The organism is Nonomuraea sp. NPDC005730, from assembly GCF_040630865.1.
Lineage (GTDB): Bacteria > Actinomycetota > Actinomycetes > Streptosporangiales > Streptosporangiaceae > Nonomuraea.
Genome location: NZ_JBEXYK010000037.1, coordinates 18,127 through 35,345, shown reverse-complemented (window position 1 = coordinate 35,345; position 17,219 = coordinate 18,127). Strand labels below are relative to the sequence as shown.

Annotated in this window: 18 protein-coding genes and 1 pseudogene; 12 read left to right on the top strand and 7 right to left on the bottom strand. The window is 72.4% G+C overall.

What is annotated here, in order from left to right; all coding sequences use genetic code 11:
• Positions 1-35: 35 nt before the first annotated feature.
• From ABZ444_RS32480 to ABZ444_RS32465, 4 genes are all read left to right on the top strand, one after another.
• On the top strand, positions 36-560 hold the full coding sequence (locus ABZ444_RS32480; protein WP_358005162.1) for a hypothetical protein: 525 nt from the start codon (positions 36-38) through the stop codon (positions 558-560).
• Complete coding sequence (locus ABZ444_RS32475) at positions 553-1,104, top strand: hypothetical protein (protein ID WP_358005159.1); 552 nt, start codon at positions 553-555, stop codon at positions 1,102-1,104. The genes ABZ444_RS32480 and ABZ444_RS32475 overlap by 8 nt, the downstream gene beginning before the upstream one ends.
• A gap of 118 nt (positions 1,105-1,222) precedes the next feature.
• Positions 1,223-2,326, top strand: a complete 1,104-nt coding sequence (locus ABZ444_RS32470) for a family 2 encapsulin nanocompartment cargo protein terpene cyclase (protein WP_358005156.1) — start codon at positions 1,223-1,225, stop codon at positions 2,324-2,326.
• A 38-nt stretch (positions 2,327-2,364) separates the two neighbouring features.
• Positions 2,365-3,219, top strand: a complete 855-nt coding sequence (locus tag ABZ444_RS32465; protein WP_358005153.1) for a geranyl diphosphate 2-C-methyltransferase — start codon at positions 2,365-2,367, stop codon at positions 3,217-3,219.
• Here the strand turns inward: ABZ444_RS32465 and ABZ444_RS32460 are convergent, their stop codons facing one another.
• From ABZ444_RS32460 to ABZ444_RS32445, 4 genes and pseudogenes are all read right to left on the bottom strand, one after another.
• On the bottom strand, positions 3,220-4,023 hold the full coding sequence (locus ABZ444_RS32460) for an MBL fold metallo-hydrolase (RefSeq protein ID WP_358005150.1): 804 nt from the start codon (positions 4,021-4,023) through the stop codon (positions 3,220-3,222).
• A 40-nt stretch (positions 4,024-4,063) separates the two neighbouring features.
• A pseudogene (locus tag ABZ444_RS32455) lies at positions 4,064-5,278 on the bottom strand (4-hydroxybenzoate 3-monooxygenase); the annotation flags it as partial.
• A gap of 45 nt (positions 5,279-5,323) precedes the next feature.
• Entirely contained in the window at positions 5,324-6,505 is a 1,182-nt protein-coding gene (locus ABZ444_RS32450; RefSeq protein WP_358005147.1) for a cytochrome P450, read from the bottom strand.
• A 13-nt stretch (positions 6,506-6,518) separates the two neighbouring features.
• A complete protein-coding gene (locus tag ABZ444_RS32445) occupies positions 6,519-7,976 on the bottom strand; it encodes an MFS transporter (RefSeq protein WP_358005144.1) in 1,458 nt (485 codons plus the stop codon).
• 119 nt (positions 7,977-8,095) lie between these two features.
• Here ABZ444_RS32445 and ABZ444_RS32440 point away from each other — a divergent pair, with 119 nt between their 5' ends.
• Positions 8,096-8,833 (top strand): TetR/AcrR family transcriptional regulator, encoded by a 738-nt coding sequence (locus ABZ444_RS32440; RefSeq protein WP_358005141.1) that lies wholly within the window; start codon positions 8,096-8,098, stop codon positions 8,831-8,833.
• A gap of 36 nt (positions 8,834-8,869) precedes the next feature.
• Positions 8,870-9,229 carry an arsenate reductase family protein gene (locus tag ABZ444_RS32435; RefSeq protein WP_358005138.1) on the top strand — a complete coding sequence of 120 codons (360 nt, stop codon included), beginning with the start codon at positions 8,870-8,872 and terminating at the stop codon, positions 9,227-9,229.
• Between the two features lie 4 nt (positions 9,230-9,233).
• Here ABZ444_RS32435 and ABZ444_RS32430 read toward each other — a convergent pair whose 3' ends face one another.
• Entirely contained in the window at positions 9,234-10,088 is an 855-nt protein-coding gene (locus tag ABZ444_RS32430) for an FRG domain-containing protein (protein WP_358005135.1), read from the bottom strand.
• Positions 10,089-10,175: 87 nt separating this feature from the next.
• Here ABZ444_RS32430 and ABZ444_RS32425 point away from each other — a divergent pair, with 87 nt between their 5' ends.
• Positions 10,176-11,234 (top strand): aldo/keto reductase, encoded by a 1,059-nt coding sequence (locus tag ABZ444_RS32425; RefSeq protein ID WP_358005132.1) that lies wholly within the window; start codon positions 10,176-10,178, stop codon positions 11,232-11,234.
• On the opposite strand, the gene ABZ444_RS32420 is transcribed toward ABZ444_RS32425, so the two are convergent.
• Positions 11,231-12,103 carry a patatin-like phospholipase family protein gene (locus ABZ444_RS32420; RefSeq protein WP_358005129.1) on the bottom strand — a complete coding sequence of 291 codons (873 nt, stop codon included), beginning with the start codon at positions 12,101-12,103 and terminating at the stop codon, positions 11,231-11,233. The two genes, ABZ444_RS32425 and ABZ444_RS32420, sit on opposite strands and share 4 nt — an antisense overlap.
• Positions 12,104-12,174: 71 nt before the next feature.
• On the opposite strand from ABZ444_RS32420, the gene ABZ444_RS32415 reads away from it, so the two are divergent.
• Complete coding sequence (locus ABZ444_RS32415) at positions 12,175-12,741, top strand: hypothetical protein (RefSeq protein WP_358005126.1); 567 nt, start codon at positions 12,175-12,177, stop codon at positions 12,739-12,741.
• 66 nt (positions 12,742-12,807) lie between these two features.
• On the opposite strand, the gene ABZ444_RS32410 is transcribed toward ABZ444_RS32415, so the two are convergent.
• Positions 12,808-13,647, bottom strand: coding sequence for an NmrA family NAD(P)-binding protein (locus ABZ444_RS32410; protein WP_358005123.1), 840 nt, complete (start codon positions 13,645-13,647; stop codon positions 12,808-12,810).
• Between the two features lie 289 nt (positions 13,648-13,936).
• Here ABZ444_RS32410 and ABZ444_RS32405 point away from each other — a divergent pair, with 289 nt between their 5' ends.
• From ABZ444_RS32405 to ABZ444_RS32390, 4 genes are all read left to right on the top strand, one after another.
• Positions 13,937-14,620, top strand: coding sequence for a response regulator transcription factor (locus tag ABZ444_RS32405; protein ID WP_358005120.1), 684 nt, complete (start codon positions 13,937-13,939; stop codon positions 14,618-14,620).
• A gap of 90 nt (positions 14,621-14,710) precedes the next feature.
• Complete coding sequence (locus ABZ444_RS32400) at positions 14,711-15,310, top strand: NAD(P)H-dependent oxidoreductase (RefSeq protein ID WP_358005117.1); 600 nt, start codon at positions 14,711-14,713, stop codon at positions 15,308-15,310.
• Positions 15,311-15,321: 11 nt separating this feature from the next.
• Positions 15,322-16,323 carry an ATP-binding cassette domain-containing protein gene (locus ABZ444_RS32395; RefSeq protein WP_357983752.1) on the top strand — a complete coding sequence of 334 codons (1,002 nt, stop codon included), beginning with the start codon at positions 15,322-15,324 and terminating at the stop codon, positions 16,321-16,323.
• Positions 16,320-17,162 carry an ABC transporter permease gene (locus tag ABZ444_RS32390; RefSeq protein WP_358005114.1) on the top strand — a complete coding sequence of 281 codons (843 nt, stop codon included), beginning with the start codon at positions 16,320-16,322 and terminating at the stop codon, positions 17,160-17,162. Before ABZ444_RS32395 ends, ABZ444_RS32390 begins: the two co-directional genes overlap by 4 nt.
• Positions 17,163-17,219: the final 57 nt, after the last annotated feature.

The window sequence follows — 17,219 nt, the reverse complement described above, 5'->3', positions numbered from 1 at the left end:
TCGGGCATCATGGGAACCCCGAGGAGAGGACGGCTATGGCTTTCGCGGTGGCGCGGACGAGGGACGAGGCACATCTCTACCTCGACCTCAACCCCTGCGCCTGCGGGTCCACCGACACGACCTGGCGCAACGGGCTGGTCGACGTCGAGGGCGAGCTGGTCAACCGCTACTTCGGCCCGTGCGAGGAGTGCGGCACGCCGCGCGAGTTCGTGTTCGGGCTGCCGGAGCGTCCGGTGCTGCCCGCCGGGTTCCCGACGTTCGGCGGCCCTGAGCCGTCGGAGCTGCTCGACGCGGGCGAGTGGTTGTGGGTGGCCGACCTGACGGCCAGCGACGTGCCGGTGGCCGACCGGGCCGAGGCCCTGCGCACGCTGAGGATCGCCGCCGCGGCGGTGGAGGAGGTCGTCAAGTTCGTGCCGGCGGGCGCGGACACGGTGCCCGACGACGGGTTCTGGTCCGAACGCGGGCAGGGGGTGCGGGCGGCCGAGCCCGGCAGGTTCCAGCTCGACCGGCTGCTGGTCGTCCGCGACACCTACCAGGCGCTGGCGGGTGAGTATGCCTGAGCAGGGTCTGGGCCGCTCGCTCGTCGAGGCCTACGTCTACATCGACCTGGTGGCCCACTCCGGCACGCCGGGCGCCTCGCGCGGCGCCACGGTCGCCCAGGACGCCGAGAGCCTGCGGGTGCGGCTCGACGACGTGGAGGTCGAGGTCCCCGTCGAGGCCGAGCGCGCGGCCAGGGAGACCGGCGCGACCTTCGGCACCGGCCTGTCTGAGCTGCTCGACCCCGGCCAGTGGGTGCTGATCGCCACCACGTACGCGAGCCGGGCCCTGGAGGAGGGCCTGTTCTACGCCGTCGGCCCGGCCGTCCCCGAGCGGTACGACGCCGTGGCGACCGGCTGGCGCTTCGCCGCCGACGCGGTGGCCGAGGCGCTGAAGTTCTTCCCGCCGGAGGCCGCCGAGCTGCCGTCCGACGCCTTCTGGAGCGACCTGGGCAGGACCGTGCGCGAGACCGAGCCGCAGCGCCTGACCCGGGCGAAGCTGGAGGACGACCTGGCCTTCTACCGCAAGAGCCTCGACGACTTCGAAAGCCTGCACACAAGGCCCTGACCGGCAGAGTGCGCCCGCCGGAGGGTAAGGCTCTCATTACCGATTGGCTACTCTACTTTTAGTAGCTGAATAACTACTTTCGGTAATGTCCTGCTCCTCCTCAGGGAAGAGGCGCGCCATGCCCCAGTACGCCGCGGTCCCGCGGCTCCCGACCGGCCCCACCGGCCTCGGAACCTCCGCGCTCCACCTTCCGATCCCCGCTCCGCCCCCCGCGCCGCGGCAGCTCCCGGTTCCCGTCCCCTACGTCGAGCGGGAGTGGGGCGACGGCTCCTACCCGCCGCTCTACTGCCCCGAGACGGTGCGGGACGACCCGGCGCTGGGCGCGGAGGTCGACCGGCGGCTCGTGGCGTGGGCCGAGAAGGTGGGCCTGCACGCCGGGCGGATGGACGAGTTCGCCGCCACCGGGTTCGGCCGGCTGGCGATGCTCGCCCACCCCGACAGCGACGACCCCGACCTGCTGCTGATCGCGGCGCAGATGAACACCGCCTGGTGGGCGGCCGACGACTACTACGCCGACGAGACCGACCTCGGCGCGAGCCCCACCGAGCTGCCGCCGCGCCTCGCGCTCGTCATGTCGGCCATGGACCCGCCCCCGTCCGCGGGCGGGTACACCGAGCAACTCGAAGAGGCGATCGAGGCCGACCCCGTGCTGGTCTCCCTGCGCTCGGCCACCGGCCACCTGTCCCGCCACGGCACGCCGTCGCAGGTCATGCGGGCCTGCAACACCACCTTCCAGATGTACGTGAGCTGGACCGCCTACGCCGCCTGGCGCTACCTGGAGACCCCGCCGCCCGTCTGGCGCTACCTCGCGGCCCGGCAGCACGACAGCTTCTACACCTCCATGACCCTCATCGACGTCGTCGCCGCCTACGAGCTGCCCGCCAACCTGTTCTACGACCGGCGGTTCCACACCGCGCTCATGCAGGCCGGCACGGCCAGCGTCATCGTCAACGACCTCCACTCCGTGGCGCGGGAGGCGGCCGACGAGCTGCCCGACTCCAACGTCGTCCTGCTCATCGCGGGCGAGGAGAAGTGCTCCACGCGCGAGGCCACCGAACGCGCCGTCGCGCTGCACAACGACTTCGTCAAAGGCTTCGAGACCAGCCAGCGCGAGCTCGCCGCCGTTCCGTCCGTGGAACTGCAGCGATTCCTGCGCGGCGCCCAGGGCTGGATGGCCGGTTGCCTCGAATGGCACGGCAGCAGCAGCCGCTACCACTCATGACGACCGGCCGCCCCCGGCCGGAAAGGAGCTCTTCCCAGGTGACCGTCAACACCCAGTCCCCCGTCCTCACGAGCCACTACCAGCACTCCGTCGCCAGCTACTGGAACGCCGAGAAGAACCCGGTCAACCTGCGCCTGGGCGACGTCGACGGCCTGTACCACCACCACTACGGCATCGGCGAGGTGAACTGGACGGTACTCGACGGCCCCGAGGACACCCGCGAGGACCGTATCGTCAAGGAGCTCCACCGCCTGGAGACCGCCCAGGCCGACCTGCTGCTCAGCCACCTCGGCCCGCTCGAACCCCATCACCGGGTGCTCGACGCCGGCTCCGGCCGCGGCGGCAGCAGCCTCCTGGTCAACATGCGGTACGGCTGCGAGGTCGACGGCGTGTCCATCTCCGAGTCGCAGGTCTCCTTCGCCAACGACCAGGCCAGGAAGCGCGGCGTCGAGGACAAGGTGCGTTTCCACTTCCGCAACATGCTGGAGACCGGCTTCGAGACTGGATCGTTCCAGGCGAGCTGGAACAACGAGAGCACCATGTACGTCGAGCTGTCCCTGCTGTTCGCCGAGCACTCCCGGCTGCTGCGCCGGGGCGGCCGGTACGTCTGCGTCACCGGCTGCTACAACGACGCCTACGGCCTGCCGTCCCGGGCGGTCAGCCAGATCAACGCCCACTACATCTGCGACATCCACCCCCGCAGCACCTACTTCGAGCAGATGGCGGCCAACCGGCTGGTCCCGGTCAGCGTCGTCGACCTGACGGCGGCCACGATCCCGTACTGGGAGCTGCGCGCCCGCACCCATCTGGCCACGGGCATCGAGCAGTCCTTCCTCGACGCCTACAAGAACGGCAGCTTCCAGTACCTGCTCATCGCGGCCGACCGCGTCTGATCAACCGGCCACCGCGGCGGCCAGTTCCCACGGGTCGTGGGCCGAGAAGACGCTCACCTGGTCGCCATGGTCCCGTACCAGCTCCCGCAGCCGGGCCTGGGTGCCGAGCCGCAGGTCGTGATGGACCTCGGCGCGGGTCTGCACGACGTCCATCAGCGGGTGCGGATGCGGGTCCGGCTGGAGCTCGCGGTGGTAGTAGTAGGCGTCGCCGCAGTGCAGGAGCCAGCGGTCCCCCGCGCGGACGGCGACGCCGGTGTGCCCGGCGGTGTGCCCGCCGAGGGGGACCAGCCTGATGTCCTCGGGCAGGCCGTCGGGCTTGATCGAGGCGAAGCCGAACCAGTCGTCGTTCGCCTCCGGGGTGTAGGTGACCCAGTCGGGGCCGTGCGCCCAGTGGGCCGGGCGGTAGCGGAAACTCGGGGACTCGGCCAGCGCCGCCTCCAGCTCGGCGGCCAGCAGGTGCACCCGCGCGCCGGGGAAGTCCGGCAGCCCGCCGCAGTGGTCGACGTCCAGATGGGTGACGATGACGTGCCGCACGTCGTCCGGGCGGTAGCCGAGCCGGGCGACCTGGCGGACGGCGGTCTCCTCCTCGTCCAGCGCGGGCTCGGCCATGGCCACCCAGTCGGCGCCCAGCGTGCCGGCCGGGTCGCGCACATTGCCGAGCCCGAGCCCGGTCTCGACCAGCACGAGCCCGTCGGCCGGGGTCTCCACCAGCAGGCAGTGGTTCACGGCGGGGGTGGCGAGCGGGCCGTCGTAGGTGGCTTCGATCGTCCGTACCGATCCGCAGTTCAGGTGATGAATCCTCATGGGGACGATCGTCGTACTTGAACCGCGGTTCAAGTCAACCTCAGCCGCCCGCCATCATGTCGCCGAAGGCGCGGGCCGCCGGGCCCGAGGTGAACAGCCGGTCGAGCCGCGCCCTGGCCAGCCGGCGGCGGAACGGCCCGGCCAGCGTCTCGTCACCGGCCTCGTGGGTCATCTCCGTCATCCAGCGGGAGAACTCCTGGTGGTGCCACACCCGTTCCAGGCAGGTGGCGGAGTAGGCGGCCAGCGGCTCCTCGTCGCCCTCGCGCAGGGCGGCGCGCAACGCGCGGGCCAGCACGTCGGCGTCGGCGACCGCCAGGTTCATGCCCTTGCCGCCCATGGGCGTGATGATGTGCGCCGCGTCGCCGACCAGGAAGAGCCGGCCGTGGCGCATCGGGTCGACGACGTGGCTGCGCATCTCGACGAACGCCCGCTCCCCGATCGGGCCGTCCGGCAGGCCGTCGTCGGCCAGGCGCAGCCGCAACTGGGCCCAGATCCGCTCGTCGGGCCAGTCGGCGACGGTGGCGTCGGGGGCGCACTGGAGGTAGAAACGGCTGGCCCGCGGGCCGCGCGGGAAGTGGGCGGCGAACCCGTGGGCCGTGATCGCCATGAGCGGGTAGCTCGGCGGCGGGACGTCGGCGAGCACCGTCAGCCAGCCGATGCCGTAGTCGTGGGAGTAGGTGGTGAGGGCGTGCGCGGGCACGCCGGCCCGGCTGACGCCGTGGTGGCCGTCGCAGCCGGCGACGTAGGAGCAGGCGATCTCGTGCGTGACGCCGCCGGCGTCGTGGTAGGTGACCGTCGGCGCGGACCCGTCCACGCCGCGCGGGGTCACCTCGGCCGCCTCGAAGCGCAGGTCGCCGCCGGATTCGAGGAGGCGCGCCAGCAGCCTGCCGACGAGCACCTGCTGCGGCACGAGCCGGCCCGTCCGGCCCTCGGTGATCGCGGGCACGTCGAGGAAACGCCGCTCGCCGTCGACGCGGAACTCGAACCTGGTCTCCTGCGGCATGCCCGCCAGGACGGTGTCGGCCAGGCCCCACTCCTCGAAGACGCGGGCGCCGTGGTGGTCGAGGATGCCCGCGCGCCGGCGCTGCTCGACGTACGGGCGGCTCTGCCGTTCGAGCACCACGCACTCGACGCCGGCCTGGCGGAGCAGGCTCGCCAGGGTGAGCCCGGCCGGACCGGCTCCGATGACGACGACCTCGGTGCGCTCTCGCCTGCTGGTCTCCCCGGACATGGCGGTCCTTTCGCCTCGGTGACGCGCAGTGGTACCCGGCCAGGATGATCACGATGATAGTCCGTGCGGTCACCACCGCACCGGGAGACTGAGCACCCCGTGGATGTCGGTGCCGGCGCGTACCGGCACCTCCTCGAGCGCGACGGCCAGGCGCAGGCCGGGGAAGCGGGTGACGAGCGCGGGAAGGGCCGCGCGCAGCTCCACCCTGGCGAGCTGCTGGCCGAGACACTGGTGGATGCCGTGGCCGAAGGACAGGTGGCCGGTGGCGTCGCGGCGCAGGTCGAGACGGTCGGGGTCGGCGTACCTGCGGGGGTCGCGGTTGGCGGCCGAGAGGGACACGACGACCGACTCGCCCGCCCTGATCAGCCGGCCGGCCAGCTCGACGTCCTCCAGCGCGGCCCGTACGACGGTGTGGGCGATGGTGAGGTGGCGCAGCAGCTCCTCCACGGCCTGGGCCGCCCGCTCCGGCTCCGCCCGCAGCACGTCGAGCCGGCCGGGGTCGCTGAGCAGCGCGTACGTGCCCAGCGCGAGCATGTTGGCGGTGGTGTCGAGCCCGGCGGCGAGCAGGAAGGTGCCGACGCCGGCCAGCTCCTCGTCGGTGAGGTCGGTGGTGGTCAGGTCGCCGAGCAGGTCGTCGGCGGGTCGGTCGCGCTTGGCTCGGACCAGGCCGTCCATGTACCGCTGGAGCTCGGCGTAGGCGGCGAGCTGCTCCTGCTCGTCCGTGTCCACGCCGGTCAGCGCGGCGGCGTGGTGCTGGAAGGCGTCGCGGTCGGCGTACGGGACGCCCAGCAGCTCGCAGATCATCAGCGCGGGGATGGGCTGGGCGAAGACGCGTACCAGGTCGGCGGGCGGGCCGAGGCGTTCCATGGCGTCCAGGTGGTCGGCGGTGATCTGCCGTACGCGTTCGGTGAGCAGGTTCATCCTGCGGACGGTGAACCTGCCGGTGAGCAGCTTTCGGTAGCGGGTGTGCTCGGGCGCGTCGAGGCCGGTGAGGTCGCCGGGCGGGGCGGCCGGCAGCGGGCCCAGCGCGGCCGTCGGGTGGTGCATGAACTCGTAGCGCGAGCTGAACCGCCGGTCCGCCAGCACCGCCCTGGCCTCGGCGTGGCCGGTCACCAGCCAGCCGCGGTGCCCGTCGGGGAAGGCCAGCGGGGTGACGGGCGCCTGCTCGCGCAGCTCCGCCAGGCCCGCGGGCGGGTCGAAGGGGCAGCCCGCGGGGCGGGTGACGGGCAGCGTGACGTGGACGTCGTTCATGGTGGGTTCCTGCTCAGTGGGTCGCGGTGAGGGACGGTTCCTGCGCCGGCTTGCGTTCGCCGCGCATCACGACCAGCGCCAGGACGGCGGCGGCGACCACCCCCGCCGCGCTGATCCCGAAGGCGGCCGACATGGCCGAGGTGAACGCCTCGCGGGCCACCTGGGCGAGACCGGCGTCGCCGAGGGCGAGCGCGTCGCCGATCGAGCGCCGGGCCGCCTCGGGCGCGCCCGCCGGCATCCCACCGGTGTAGGCCCCGGCCAGGACGCTGCCGAGGACGGCCACGCCGAGCGCCGCGCCCGCCTGCTGGATGGTGTCGTTGAGCGCCGAGCCGACGCCGGCGTGCTCGGGCGGGATGGTGCCCATCAGCGCGGCGATGGCCGCGGGCATCGCCAGGCCGCCGCCCGCGCCCATCACGAACAGGGCCGTGCCGGTGAGGAGGATGCCGCTGCCGGCGGAGACGGTGGCGAGCAGGCCGAACCCGGCGGCGCAGACGAGCAGCCCGGTGACGATCATGGGACGGTTGCCGAGCCGGGCTCCGAGGCTCGCGCCCAGGCCGTTGAAGATCAGCGAGGCGACCGCCATCGGCAGGAACGCCAGCCCGGCCGCGGTGGGCGTGTAGCCGAGCACGTACTGCAGGTACTGGGTGAGCACGAGCAGCAGCCCGCCGTTGCCGACCTGGACGAGGGTCAGGGAGAAGCTGCCGCCGCTGAACGTGCGGTCGCGGAACAGGGCGAGCGGAACCATCGGGTGCGGCGTGCGCAGCTCCCAGATCACGAAGCCGGCCAGGGAGAACACGGTAAGGGCCAGGGCCGGCCAGGACACGCCGTGCGGCAGCTCGATGATCGTCCACACCAGGGCGGACATGCCGGTCGCCGACAGGATCACGCCCAGCGGGTCGGGCTTGGTCCAGGGGCCCTTCGACTCGGGCATGAGCAGCAGGGAGGCGACGATGGCGAGCAGCGCCACCGGCACGTTGATCAGGAACACCGCGCCCCACCAGAACCAGGCGATCAGCGCGCCGCCCAGGACCGGGCCGCCGACCATGCCGATCATCGCCACCGCGCTCCAGGCGGCCATCGCCTTGCGGCGCTCGGCCTCGTCGAACACGGTGATCAGGATCGACAGCGTGCTCGGCATGATCAGCGCGCCGCCGACGCCCATCGCGGCGCGGGCCGCGATGAGCTGCGCCGGATCGGCGGCGTAGGCGGCCAGCAGGGACGCGGCCCCGAAGAGCGCCAGGCCGATGACCATCACCCGGCGCCGGCCGTAGCGGTCGGACAGGCTGCCCGCGGTCAGCAGCAGGCCGGCGAAGACCAGGATGTAGGAGTCGAGGATCCATTGCAGGTCCTGGGCGTCGGCGCCCAGATCGGCCGCCAGGGGCGGGACCGCCACCGTCAGCACCATGTTGTCGACGACCAGCACCAATGTGCTGAGGCACAACACCACCAGGATCCACCAGCGGCGGTTCATGGGTTTCTCCCTTTCGACTTGCGTACGTCGCTCTCAGAATGCGCACACTGTACGCAGAGGAAAGCGATGTACGCAAGCTGGCGTTCGCAGTTGCGTACAGTGTGCGCTAGGCTCGGGTCATGCCAGCATCGCAGCCGCCCGTCCCCTCGGTCTGGGTCCGTCAGCGCCGGCAGCGGGAGCGGCCCGCGCTCAGCCTCGACCGGATCGTCTTCGAGGCCGTCCAACTGCTCGACGAAGAGGGGCTGGAGGCGCTGAGCATGCGCAGCCTCGGCACCCGGCTCGACGCGGGCGCGACCTCCCTCTACCGCCACGTCGCCAACAAGGACGAGCTGATCGAGCTGGTCGTCGACGAGGTCTACGGCGAGCTGCGCGTGCCGTCCGTCGAGAAGGCGGAGGGCTGGCGCGACGGGCTCGCCAGGTCCGCCCACAGCCTGCGGGCGGTGATCCTGCGCCATCCGTGGATGGGGCCCGTGCTCGGCCAGGTCGGGCTCACCAGCCTGGGGCCCAACGTGATGCGGCGCTCGGAGGACCTGCTGGCGCTGGCGCACTCGGCCGGGTTCGCCCCCGGCGAGGCCGACCGGGCGGTCACCACCGTGCTGGCGTACGTGATCGGCGTGGCGATCGCCGAGGCGGCGTACCTGTCGACGCTGGCCCGCAGCGGCCGTACCGAGCAGGAGTGGATCGACGCCGTGCGGCCGACCGCCGAGCAGGCGTTCGAGGACCACCCGCGGGTGCGGGCGGAGTACGCGGCCAAGGGGTTCGGCGACCCGGAGCGCGTCCGGGAGGAGGACTTCGGCTACGGCCTCGACCGGGTGCTCGACGGCCTGCAGGCCCGGCTCGCCTCGTCGGCCGGCTGACCCGCGCCGGCGCCCCGGCGTGAGAACCTCGGCGTCATGGAAATCTGGATCAACCCCGACTGCTCCAAGTGCCGTTCGGCCCTGTCGATCCTCGACGCCGAGGCGGCCGACTACAAGGTCCGCCGCTACCTGGAGGACCCGCCGTCGCCGGACGAGCTGCGCGCCGTCCTGGCCCGGCTCGGGCTGGAGCCGTGGGACATCACCCGTACGGGCGAGCCGGCCGCGGCCGAGCTGGGCCTCGACGCCTGGCCGCGTGACCCGGACGCCCGCCAGCGCTGGATCGCCGCGCTTTCCGCGCACCCGATCCTGATCCAGCGGCCGATCATCACCGCCGACGACGGGCACGCCGTGATCGGCCGCACCGAGGACGCCGTGCGCGGCACGCTGCCCGGATGAGCGGTCAGTCGTTCATGCGGCCCTCCTGCTGGCCGAGGCGCTCGGGCCCGGACATGCTGGAGCCGCCGGCCGGCGCGTCGACGCTGCCCGGGGAGTAGTAGCGGCGCAGCCACTCGGCCAGCCCGTCGAGGCCGGGGAGCAGCACCCGCTCGGTGATCCCGGCCTGGTCGAGCCGCCGCCGGATCTCGACCTTGACCCCGGCCGGGATCGACCAGCCCCGCCACAGCCCGGGATGCTCGGCCAGCCAGTCGTCGAGCTGGTACGTCGCCCCCGACATCGCCGACAACACCGACGACTGGTTGACCATGCGCTCGTCCAGCGACGGCGGTTCGAAGAAGGCGACGAACGGGCGGTCGCGGCCGAGCGCGTCGAAGCGGGCCAGACCGGCGGCGCTCTCGGCGAGCATCTCGGTGCTGAACAGCAGCGCGCCCTCGCCGTCGAGCACCTCGCGCAGCGGCTCGGGCAGCAGGCGGTGCGCGCCCGCGCAGTCGACGGCCAGCAGCACGGCGTCGTCGCCGGGCCAGGACGCCGTGGCGAAGTGCAGCGCGACCAGCGGGGAGAACGTCCAGTCCAGGAGGCGGGTGGGCAGGCCGTGGTGCTGGCCGAGGGCCAGCCAGTCCCAGACGGAAGGGCCGGGTGCGGCTCTGTGCGCGTATTTCCTAAAATTTCGTATCAAGTGGGTTTCTAGGGTGGCGTAGTCGCCCGCCAGCCGCGCCAGGCTGTGCACGTGCGAGTACGTGTTCTTCGCCAGGCCGCGGAAGACCAGCGTCGAGTGCGCCTGGGCCGGGCCTTCGGTGTGGCCGGCCGCGCTGATCGCGTCGTCCAGCTCGCGCCAGGACGACACCGTCACCATCCCCATCCGCCTCCGGTGCCCCTGGGTGCCCCCGTCACACCTGCCGCCGAGCCCTTGAGGTGGAGTGGACTCCAGGTCCTAGAGTCGCGGACTATGACAATGCGCTACCGCGTACTCGGCGGCACCGGCATCGAGGTGAGCGTCCACTGCCTCGGGGCGATGATGTTCGGCGCCGTCGGCAACCCCGACCACGACGACTGCGCCCGCATCATCCACGCCGCGCTCGACCAGGGCGTCAACTTCGTGGACACGGCGGACATGTACTCCGCGGGCGAGTCCGAGGAGATCGTCGGCAAGGCGCTGAAGGGCCGCCGCGACGACGTCGTACTGGCCACCAAGGTGCACTTCCGGATGGGCGAGGGGCCGAACAGGTCCGGGAACTCGCGCTTGTGGATCATGAAGGAGGTCGAGCAGAGCCTCCGGCGGCTCGGCACCGACTGGATCGACCTCTACCAGATCCACCGGCCCGACCACACGACCGACATCGAGGAGACGTTGTCGGCGCTGACCGACCTCGTGCGGCAGGGCAAGATCCGCGCCTTCGGCTGCTCGACGTTCCCGGCGGCGGAGATCGTCGAGGCTCACCAGGTCTCGGAGCGGCGGGCGCTGCACCGGTTCAGGACGGAGCAGCCGCCGTACTCGCTGTTCGCCCGCGGCATCGAGAAGGACCTGCTGCCCGTCTGCCGCCGGTACGGCATGGGCGTCCTGACCTGGAGCCCGCTCGCGTCCGGCTTCCTGAGCGGCCGCTACCGCAAGAACGGCGACATCGACCTGACCACCGGCCGGGCCGCGCTGACCCCCCACCGCTTCGACCCGTCGATCCCGGAGAACGCCGCCAAGCTCGACGCCGTCGAGCAGCTGGTCGAGGTCGCGGACGATCTCGGCTGCACGCTCCCCCAGCTCGCCGTGGCCTTCGCCGCCGCGCACCCGGCGGTCACCTCGGTGATCACCGGGCCGCGGACGATGGCGCAGCTCGACGACCTGCTGAAGGGCGCCGCGCTCACGCTCGACGACGCCGCGCTCGACCGGATCGACGAGATCGTCCCGCCGGGGCGTGACATGTACCAGCCGGACGGCGCGTGGCGTCCGGCGTCACTGACCGACCCGGCGCTGCGCCGCCGCCCGCTCGCCGAGCGCGCCGCGGCCGGCTAGGTCCACAGGCTGTGGACGACGGCGGCCACCCGCCGGCCCTGCTCGCGGCCTGCGTGGGCCGCCGGTGACCGTACGGCGGGGTCGAGCGGGTTGGCGCCCATGGCCGCGACGGCCCCCTCGTCCGGGCTGACGACCTCGACCGCGGAGCCCTCCTTGCGCAGCAGGGCCGCCTCCTGTTCGAGCGACGTCCAGGGGGAGGCGGGGGCGCCGGGCGGCTGGGGCGAGACCACGAGCACCCGTTCGAAGCCGGCGGCCAGGTCGGCGTTGTCGCTGGACCGCACGCCGCCGTCGACGTAGCGGCGGCCCTCGATGGTGACCGGCGGCCACACCCCGGGCACGGCGCAACTGGCCGCCACCGCGTCCACCAGGTCCACCCCGGACGCCCGGTCGAACAGGCGGGTCTCCCCGGTCGCCGCGTCGAGCGCGACCAGCACGAGCGGGCGCTCCGGCCAGTCGGTCTCGGGCAGGCGCGAGGCCACCGCCGCACGCCGTTCCGCCTCACCGACCGTGGGGGCCTCCAGCGCCCAGGCGCCGATGCGCCGGTGCAGCTCGTCCCGGTCGTGGGCGCCGGTCAGGATGCCCTGGAGGGCGACCGCGAAGGAGGCCGCGTCGAACACCGCGGGGATCTCCCTGGCCTGCAGCGCGGGATCGACCTGCCGCTGGAACAGCTCCTCAAGGGTCAGCCGGCTGCGGGCCTGGGCGCCGACCGCCGAGCCGGCCGAGGTGCCCACGATCAGGTCGGCGTCCCGTACGTCCACGCCCTCGTCGGCCAGCCCGGCCAGCACGCCGGTCGCCCAGGCGATGCCGGCCACGCCGCCGCCCCCGAGCACCAGGGCCCGCTGACGGCCAGAAGCTTCGATTCGGTCCATGACCATCATCATTCACCCATCAGGAACAAAGCGCGCATCTCATTCGGGCCGTCCGTGTGTATGGTGAGGCTGTGGAACGTACTCATGATTTTGGGTACAACCCCGCCGTCGAGAGCCTGCGACTCATCGATCACGGGCTGCCGAGGTCCCTTCCCGGCAACCTGAGCGGACGCTTCCGCTTCACCCCTGCCTCCCTGTACGTCGGCGACCGGATCGCGGCGACCGCCTTCGCCCGCCTGGACGGCTTCGGCCTGTCCTGGGTGGACGTCTGGCTGCTGTCGTTCCACCGCGGACGCTGGGCACTGCGCGCCGGCGACAGCATGTCGGCCGCGCGCAGCGACGACCTGCTGGCCCACCGCCAGGGCGTCTCGGTGCTCAAGGAGCACGGGCTGACCGACGAGAACGGGCGCTTCGACACCAACGCGGGTCGCTGGATGCCCCGGCCGAAGCGGTGGGTGGCCTACGGGCTGCTGCGGCTGTCGGCCGAGGTGGAGACCGTCAGGCTGGCCGGGCGGGAGGTGCCGGTGCCGGGACACGGCCTGCAGGCGCTCGCCTGGCGGCTGCAGGCCGGCCCGGTGGTCGCCGCCCTGCTCGACGACATGGGCGAGACGGTCGCGGCGGTGAGCCTGACCGCGTAGGCGCCGCCGCCTCCTGGCGTGCCGCACCTCTTGGCGCGCCGCCGAGCGCCAAGGTGGGCGCGGGCTTCAGGCCGTGCGGAAGTCGGCCGCGTGGTCGCGGGCCCACGAGCGGAACGTGCGCGCGGGCCGGCCCAGCAGCTCCCGCACCGTGCCGGTCACGCGTTCCGGGGTGTGCGTGAACGACTCCCACGCCCTGAGCCGGGCCTCGACGAACGCCGGATCCCCCCAGGCGGCCGTCAGCTGCTCGCGGGCGATCTCCGGCGGCAGGTCCTCCCAGCGCACCTCGATGCCGATCTCCTCGCCGACGGTCCGCGCCAGCTCCTCCTGGGTGATCGACTCGGGACCGGTGATCAGGTACTTGGCGCCGTCGTGGCCGGGGGTGGTGAGCACGTGGGTGACGACGTCGGCGATGTCCCGCTCGTGGATCAGCGATCTGGCGGCCTTGCCGTACGGGAGCCGGACCACTCCGCGCCGGATCTGGGCGGCCCAGGCCAGCGCGTTCGTGGCGAAGTCGATGGCCCGGACGAACGTCCACCGCGTCCCGGACGCCCTGATCAGCCGTTCGATCTCCTGGTGGTAGATCGTGGCGGGCTCGCCGTCCGCCAGGTCGGGCACGTCCGCCGACAGGTACACGACCTGCTCGGCCCGTCCGGCCACCGCGGTCACCACCCGGGGATCCACGGGGATGCCGGGCCACATCAGGTACACCCGGTCGACGCCGCGCAGGGCGGCCTCAAGGCTGCCGGGATCGGCCAGGTCGCCGCGTACGGGCTCGACGCCCGCCGGGAGCACCGCCCCGGCCGGGTCGCGGACCAGCGCCCGCACCTCGTGTCCCGCCTCCGCCAGGGAGGAGACGACATGCCTGCCCACGTTGCCGGTCGCGCCGGTCACCAGAATTCCGCTCATGAAAGGCAGCCTAGAACCTCAACCGCAGTGAAGGTCTAGTCAAAGAACCGACTCTGCTGGGTGATAAGCCAAACATTCCGGGTAGCGGCAGGAACGGTGATCGCGCTTCAAGGGATGGGAAGGGCTCGGCTGCGGCCGGGCCCTTCCGCTGTTCCCCGGGCCTCGTACGCGTCACCAGCGCATCCTCATGCGCCTCACCAGCGCATCCTCAGCCACGTACGAGCGGTCCTCATCCGCGTCACAAGCGCTCCTCAGACAAACCTCATGCACGACCGGCATCGTTCCCGGCATGCACCCGACCGGTTCGACCGTCGCGCCCGGATCCGCGCGTGACTCGTACGCCGTCCTCGTCGTGGACGAGCACCCGCTCGGCCGGTCCCTCTCCCGCGCGATGCGCAGCTGGGACGTGCGCAGCCTGGGCGGCGGCGAGGCGGTCCGGGCCGCGCGCGGGTTCCGTCCCGGGGCGATCGTCCTGGACGTCAGGGGCGGCGGCCGCTGCCTGCCCCGGCTGCGGGCCGCGCTGCCCGGCGTGCCGGTCCTCTTCCTGACCGCGCCGGACGCCCTGCCCGACCCGTCGCTCGGACTGCGCGCGGGCGCCGACGACTACGTGATGCGGCCGTTCGGCGTGGACGAGGTCGTGATCCGGCTGCACGGCCTGCTGCGCCGCTCGGCCGACGCCCTCTCCGTCGGCGACCTCACCCTCGACCAGGAGACCCGCGAGGTACGGCGGGCCGGCCGGCAGATCAGGCTCACCCCGACCGAGTTCGAGCTGCTGCGGCTGCTCATGCGCCATCCGGGACGCGCGCTCAGCAAGGCGCACATCCTCGACCGGGTGTGGGCCTACGACTTCGCCGGCCAGGGCAACATCGTCGAGCTGTACATCTCCTACCTGCGCCGCAAGATCGACGCGGACCGCCGTCCGATGATCCACACCCTGCGCGGCGTCGGCTACGTGCTCAGACCGGCCGCCTGACAGCCCGCTAGATCCCGTCTAGCGGACGTCTGGCGGCCGTCTCGCGCCTCCTTGGTGAGAGCCCCGGAACGGGCCAAAGGGAGGTGGACGATGACGGGCAGGGACGACACCGCCGGCGGGAGCGGCGCACCGCTCCGCCTCGCGGTGATCATCGCGAGCACCCGCGTCGGGCGGATGGGCGAGACGGTGGCGAAGTGGTTCGCCGGCCGCGCCCGCGACCGTCCCGACCTGGCGGTCGACCTCCTCGACCTGGCCGACTACGCCTTCCCCGACCGCTACCCCGAGCGCAGCACCCCCTCGATGCGCCGCTTCACCGCGGCCGTCGGCGAGGCCGACGCCTTCGCCGTCGTCACCCCCGAGTACAACCGCAGCTTCCCGGCCTCGCTCAAGCAGGCCATCGACTACGCCTACGACGAATGGCAGGCCAAGCCGGCCGGCTTCGTCGCCTACGGCTCGGGATCTTCCGGTCTGTACGCGGTCGAGCAGCTCCGTACCGTCTTCTCCGCCCTGCACGTCGTGACGATGCGCGACTGGGTCGGCCTCGACCTGCTGGGGGACGACGTGGCCGGCAGCGGCGAACCGTACGACACCGACGACCGCGCACGTGCGGTCGCGGCCATGCTCGACCAGCTCACCTGGTGGGGCCGGGCGTTGCGGGACGCCCGGCGCGCCCAGCCGTACTGCTCATGAGAGGAACACCCATGCGAGACCTGGCGATACAGACCTCCGGCCTGGTCAAGGTCTTCGGCGACAACCGCGCCGTGGACGGCCTCGACCTGGAGGTGCCTGCCGGCACCGTCTACGGCGTGCTCGGCCCCAACGGCGCGGGCAAGACCACCGCCGTCCGCATGCTGGCCACCCTGCTGCGACCGGACGGCGGCGAGGCCACCGTGTTCGGGCACGACGTGGTGCGCGAGGCCGACGCCGTACGCGGCCGCGTCAGCCTGACCGGCCAGTACGCCTCCGTCGACGAGGACATGACCGGCGCCGAGAACCTGATCCTGCTCGGCCGCCTGCTCGGCCACCGCAAGCCGGCCGCCCGGGAGCGGGCGGCGCAGCTGCTGGAGGCGTTCGGGCTGACGGAGGCCGCGGGGCGGCAGGTCAAGACGTACTCGGGCGGCATGCGGCGGCGCATCGACATCGCCGCCAGCATCCTCAACACGCCCGACCTGCTCTTCCTCGACGAGCCGACGACCGGCCTCGACCCGCGCAGCCGCAACCAGGTCTGGGACATCGTCCGCATCGTCGTCGCCCACGGCACCACCGTGCTGCTCACCACCCAGTACCTGGAGGAGGCCGACCGGCTGGCCGGCCGCATCGCGGTCATCGACCACGGCAGGGTCATCGCCGAGGGCACGCCGGGCGAGCTCAAGTCGTCCGTCGGCGCCGGCTCGGTCCACGTGCGGCTGCGCGACCCCGGCACCCGTCCCGAAGCCGAACGGCTGCTGTCCCAGACCCTCGACGCGCCCGTCTACCTGGACGCCGACCCCGTGTCGCTCACCGCCCGCATCACCGGCCACGGCCGCGAGGCCGCCGCCGCCGAGCAGGCCTCGCGCGCGCTCGGCCGCCTGGCCGAGGCCGGGATCGTCGTCGACGACTTCTCCCTCGGCCAGCCCAGCCTGGACGAGGTCTTCCTCGCCCTCACCGACCACCCCGCCACCGAGACCGCCGAGTCCGCGACCGCGCAGGAGGCCGCAGCATGACCGCCACCACCGAGACCGCCACGACCTACTCCCCCGCCGCCGACGTGCTCGGCACCGTCCTGGCCCCCGGGGTGAAGCCGCCTCGGCCGAGCGCGTGGTCGGCGTCGGTCACGTTCGGCTGGCGGGCCATCCTGAAGATCAAGCACGTGCCCGAGCAGCTGTTCGACGTGACCGCGTTCCCGCTCATGATGACGCTGATGTTCACGTACCTGTTCGGCGGCGCCCTGGCCGGCTCCCCGACCGACTACCTGCAGTTCCTGCTGCCCGGCATCATGGTCAGCAGCGTCGTGATGATCACCATGTACACCGGGGTGGAGGTCAACAAGGACATCGAGAAGGGGGTGTTCGACCGCTTCCGCACCCTGCCGATCTGGCGTCCCTCGACCATGGTGGGCTACCTGCTCGGCGACGTCCTGCGCTACACCCTGGCCTCGACGGTCATCCTCGCCGTCGGCCTGGTCCTGGGGTTCCGTCCGCAGGGGGGCGTCACGGGCGTACTGGCCGGGATCGTCCTGCTGCTCGGCTTCTCCTTCGCCTTCTCGTGGGTGTGGACGATGTTCGGCCTGCTCATGCGGAGCGAGAAGTCGGTGATGGGCGTGAGCATGCTCGTCCTGTTCCCGCTGACCTTCCTCAGCAACGTGTACGTCGACCCGGCCACGATGCCCGGCTGGCTGCAGATCTTCGTCAACGTCAACCCGATCACCCGCCTGGTGGCCGCCGTCCGCTCCCTGATGGCCGGCACCCCGGACATGGGCGAACTGGCCTGGGTGCTGATCGCGTCCGTCCTCCTCATCACCGTCTTCGGCACCCTGACCATGCGCCTCTACAACCGCAAATAGCCCCCCACACGGATCGGGCGCGAAGCAGGCATCCCCTGCCTTCGCGCCCGATTCGCG

Excerpts from the sequence above, each read along its gene's own strand:
- ABZ444_RS32480 (WP_358005162.1), top strand. The coding sequence starts at position 36 with ATGGCTTTCGCGGTGGCGCGGACGAGGGACGAGGCACATCTCTACCTC.
- ABZ444_RS32475 (WP_358005159.1), top strand. The coding sequence starts at position 553 with ATGCCTGAGCAGGGTCTGGGCCGCTCGCTCGTCGAGGCCTACGTCTAC.
- ABZ444_RS32470 (WP_358005156.1), top strand. The coding sequence starts at position 1,223 with ATGCCCCAGTACGCCGCGGTCCCGCGGCTCCCGACCGGCCCCACCGGC.
- ABZ444_RS32460 (WP_358005150.1), bottom strand. The coding sequence starts at position 4,023 with ATGAGGATTCATCACCTGAACTGCGGATCGGTACGGACGATCGAAGCC.
- ABZ444_RS32450 (WP_358005147.1), bottom strand. The coding sequence starts at position 6,505 with ATGAACGACGTCCACGTCACGCTGCCCGTCACCCGCCCCGCGGGCTGC.
- ABZ444_RS32445 (WP_358005144.1), bottom strand. The coding sequence starts at position 7,976 with ATGAACCGCCGCTGGTGGATCCTGGTGGTGTTGTGCCTCAGCACATTG.
- ABZ444_RS32440 (WP_358005141.1), top strand. The coding sequence starts at position 8,096 with ATGCCAGCATCGCAGCCGCCCGTCCCCTCGGTCTGGGTCCGTCAGCGC.
- ABZ444_RS32435 (WP_358005138.1), top strand. The coding sequence starts at position 8,870 with ATGGAAATCTGGATCAACCCCGACTGCTCCAAGTGCCGTTCGGCCCTG.
- ABZ444_RS32430 (WP_358005135.1), bottom strand. The coding sequence starts at position 10,088 with ATGGGGATGGTGACGGTGTCGTCCTGGCGCGAGCTGGACGACGCGATC.
- ABZ444_RS32425 (WP_358005132.1), top strand. The coding sequence starts at position 10,176 with ATGACAATGCGCTACCGCGTACTCGGCGGCACCGGCATCGAGGTGAGC.
- ABZ444_RS32420 (WP_358005129.1), bottom strand. The coding sequence starts at position 12,103 with ATGGACCGAATCGAAGCTTCTGGCCGTCAGCGGGCCCTGGTGCTCGGG.
- ABZ444_RS32410 (WP_358005123.1), bottom strand. The coding sequence starts at position 13,647 with ATGAGCGGAATTCTGGTGACCGGCGCGACCGGCAACGTGGGCAGGCAT.
- ABZ444_RS32405 (WP_358005120.1), top strand. The coding sequence starts at position 13,937 with ATGCACCCGACCGGTTCGACCGTCGCGCCCGGATCCGCGCGTGACTCG.
- ABZ444_RS32400 (WP_358005117.1), top strand. The coding sequence starts at position 14,711 with ATGACGGGCAGGGACGACACCGCCGGCGGGAGCGGCGCACCGCTCCGC.
- ABZ444_RS32395 (WP_357983752.1), top strand. The coding sequence starts at position 15,322 with ATGCGAGACCTGGCGATACAGACCTCCGGCCTGGTCAAGGTCTTCGGC.
- ABZ444_RS32390 (WP_358005114.1), top strand. The coding sequence starts at position 16,320 with ATGACCGCCACCACCGAGACCGCCACGACCTACTCCCCCGCCGCCGAC.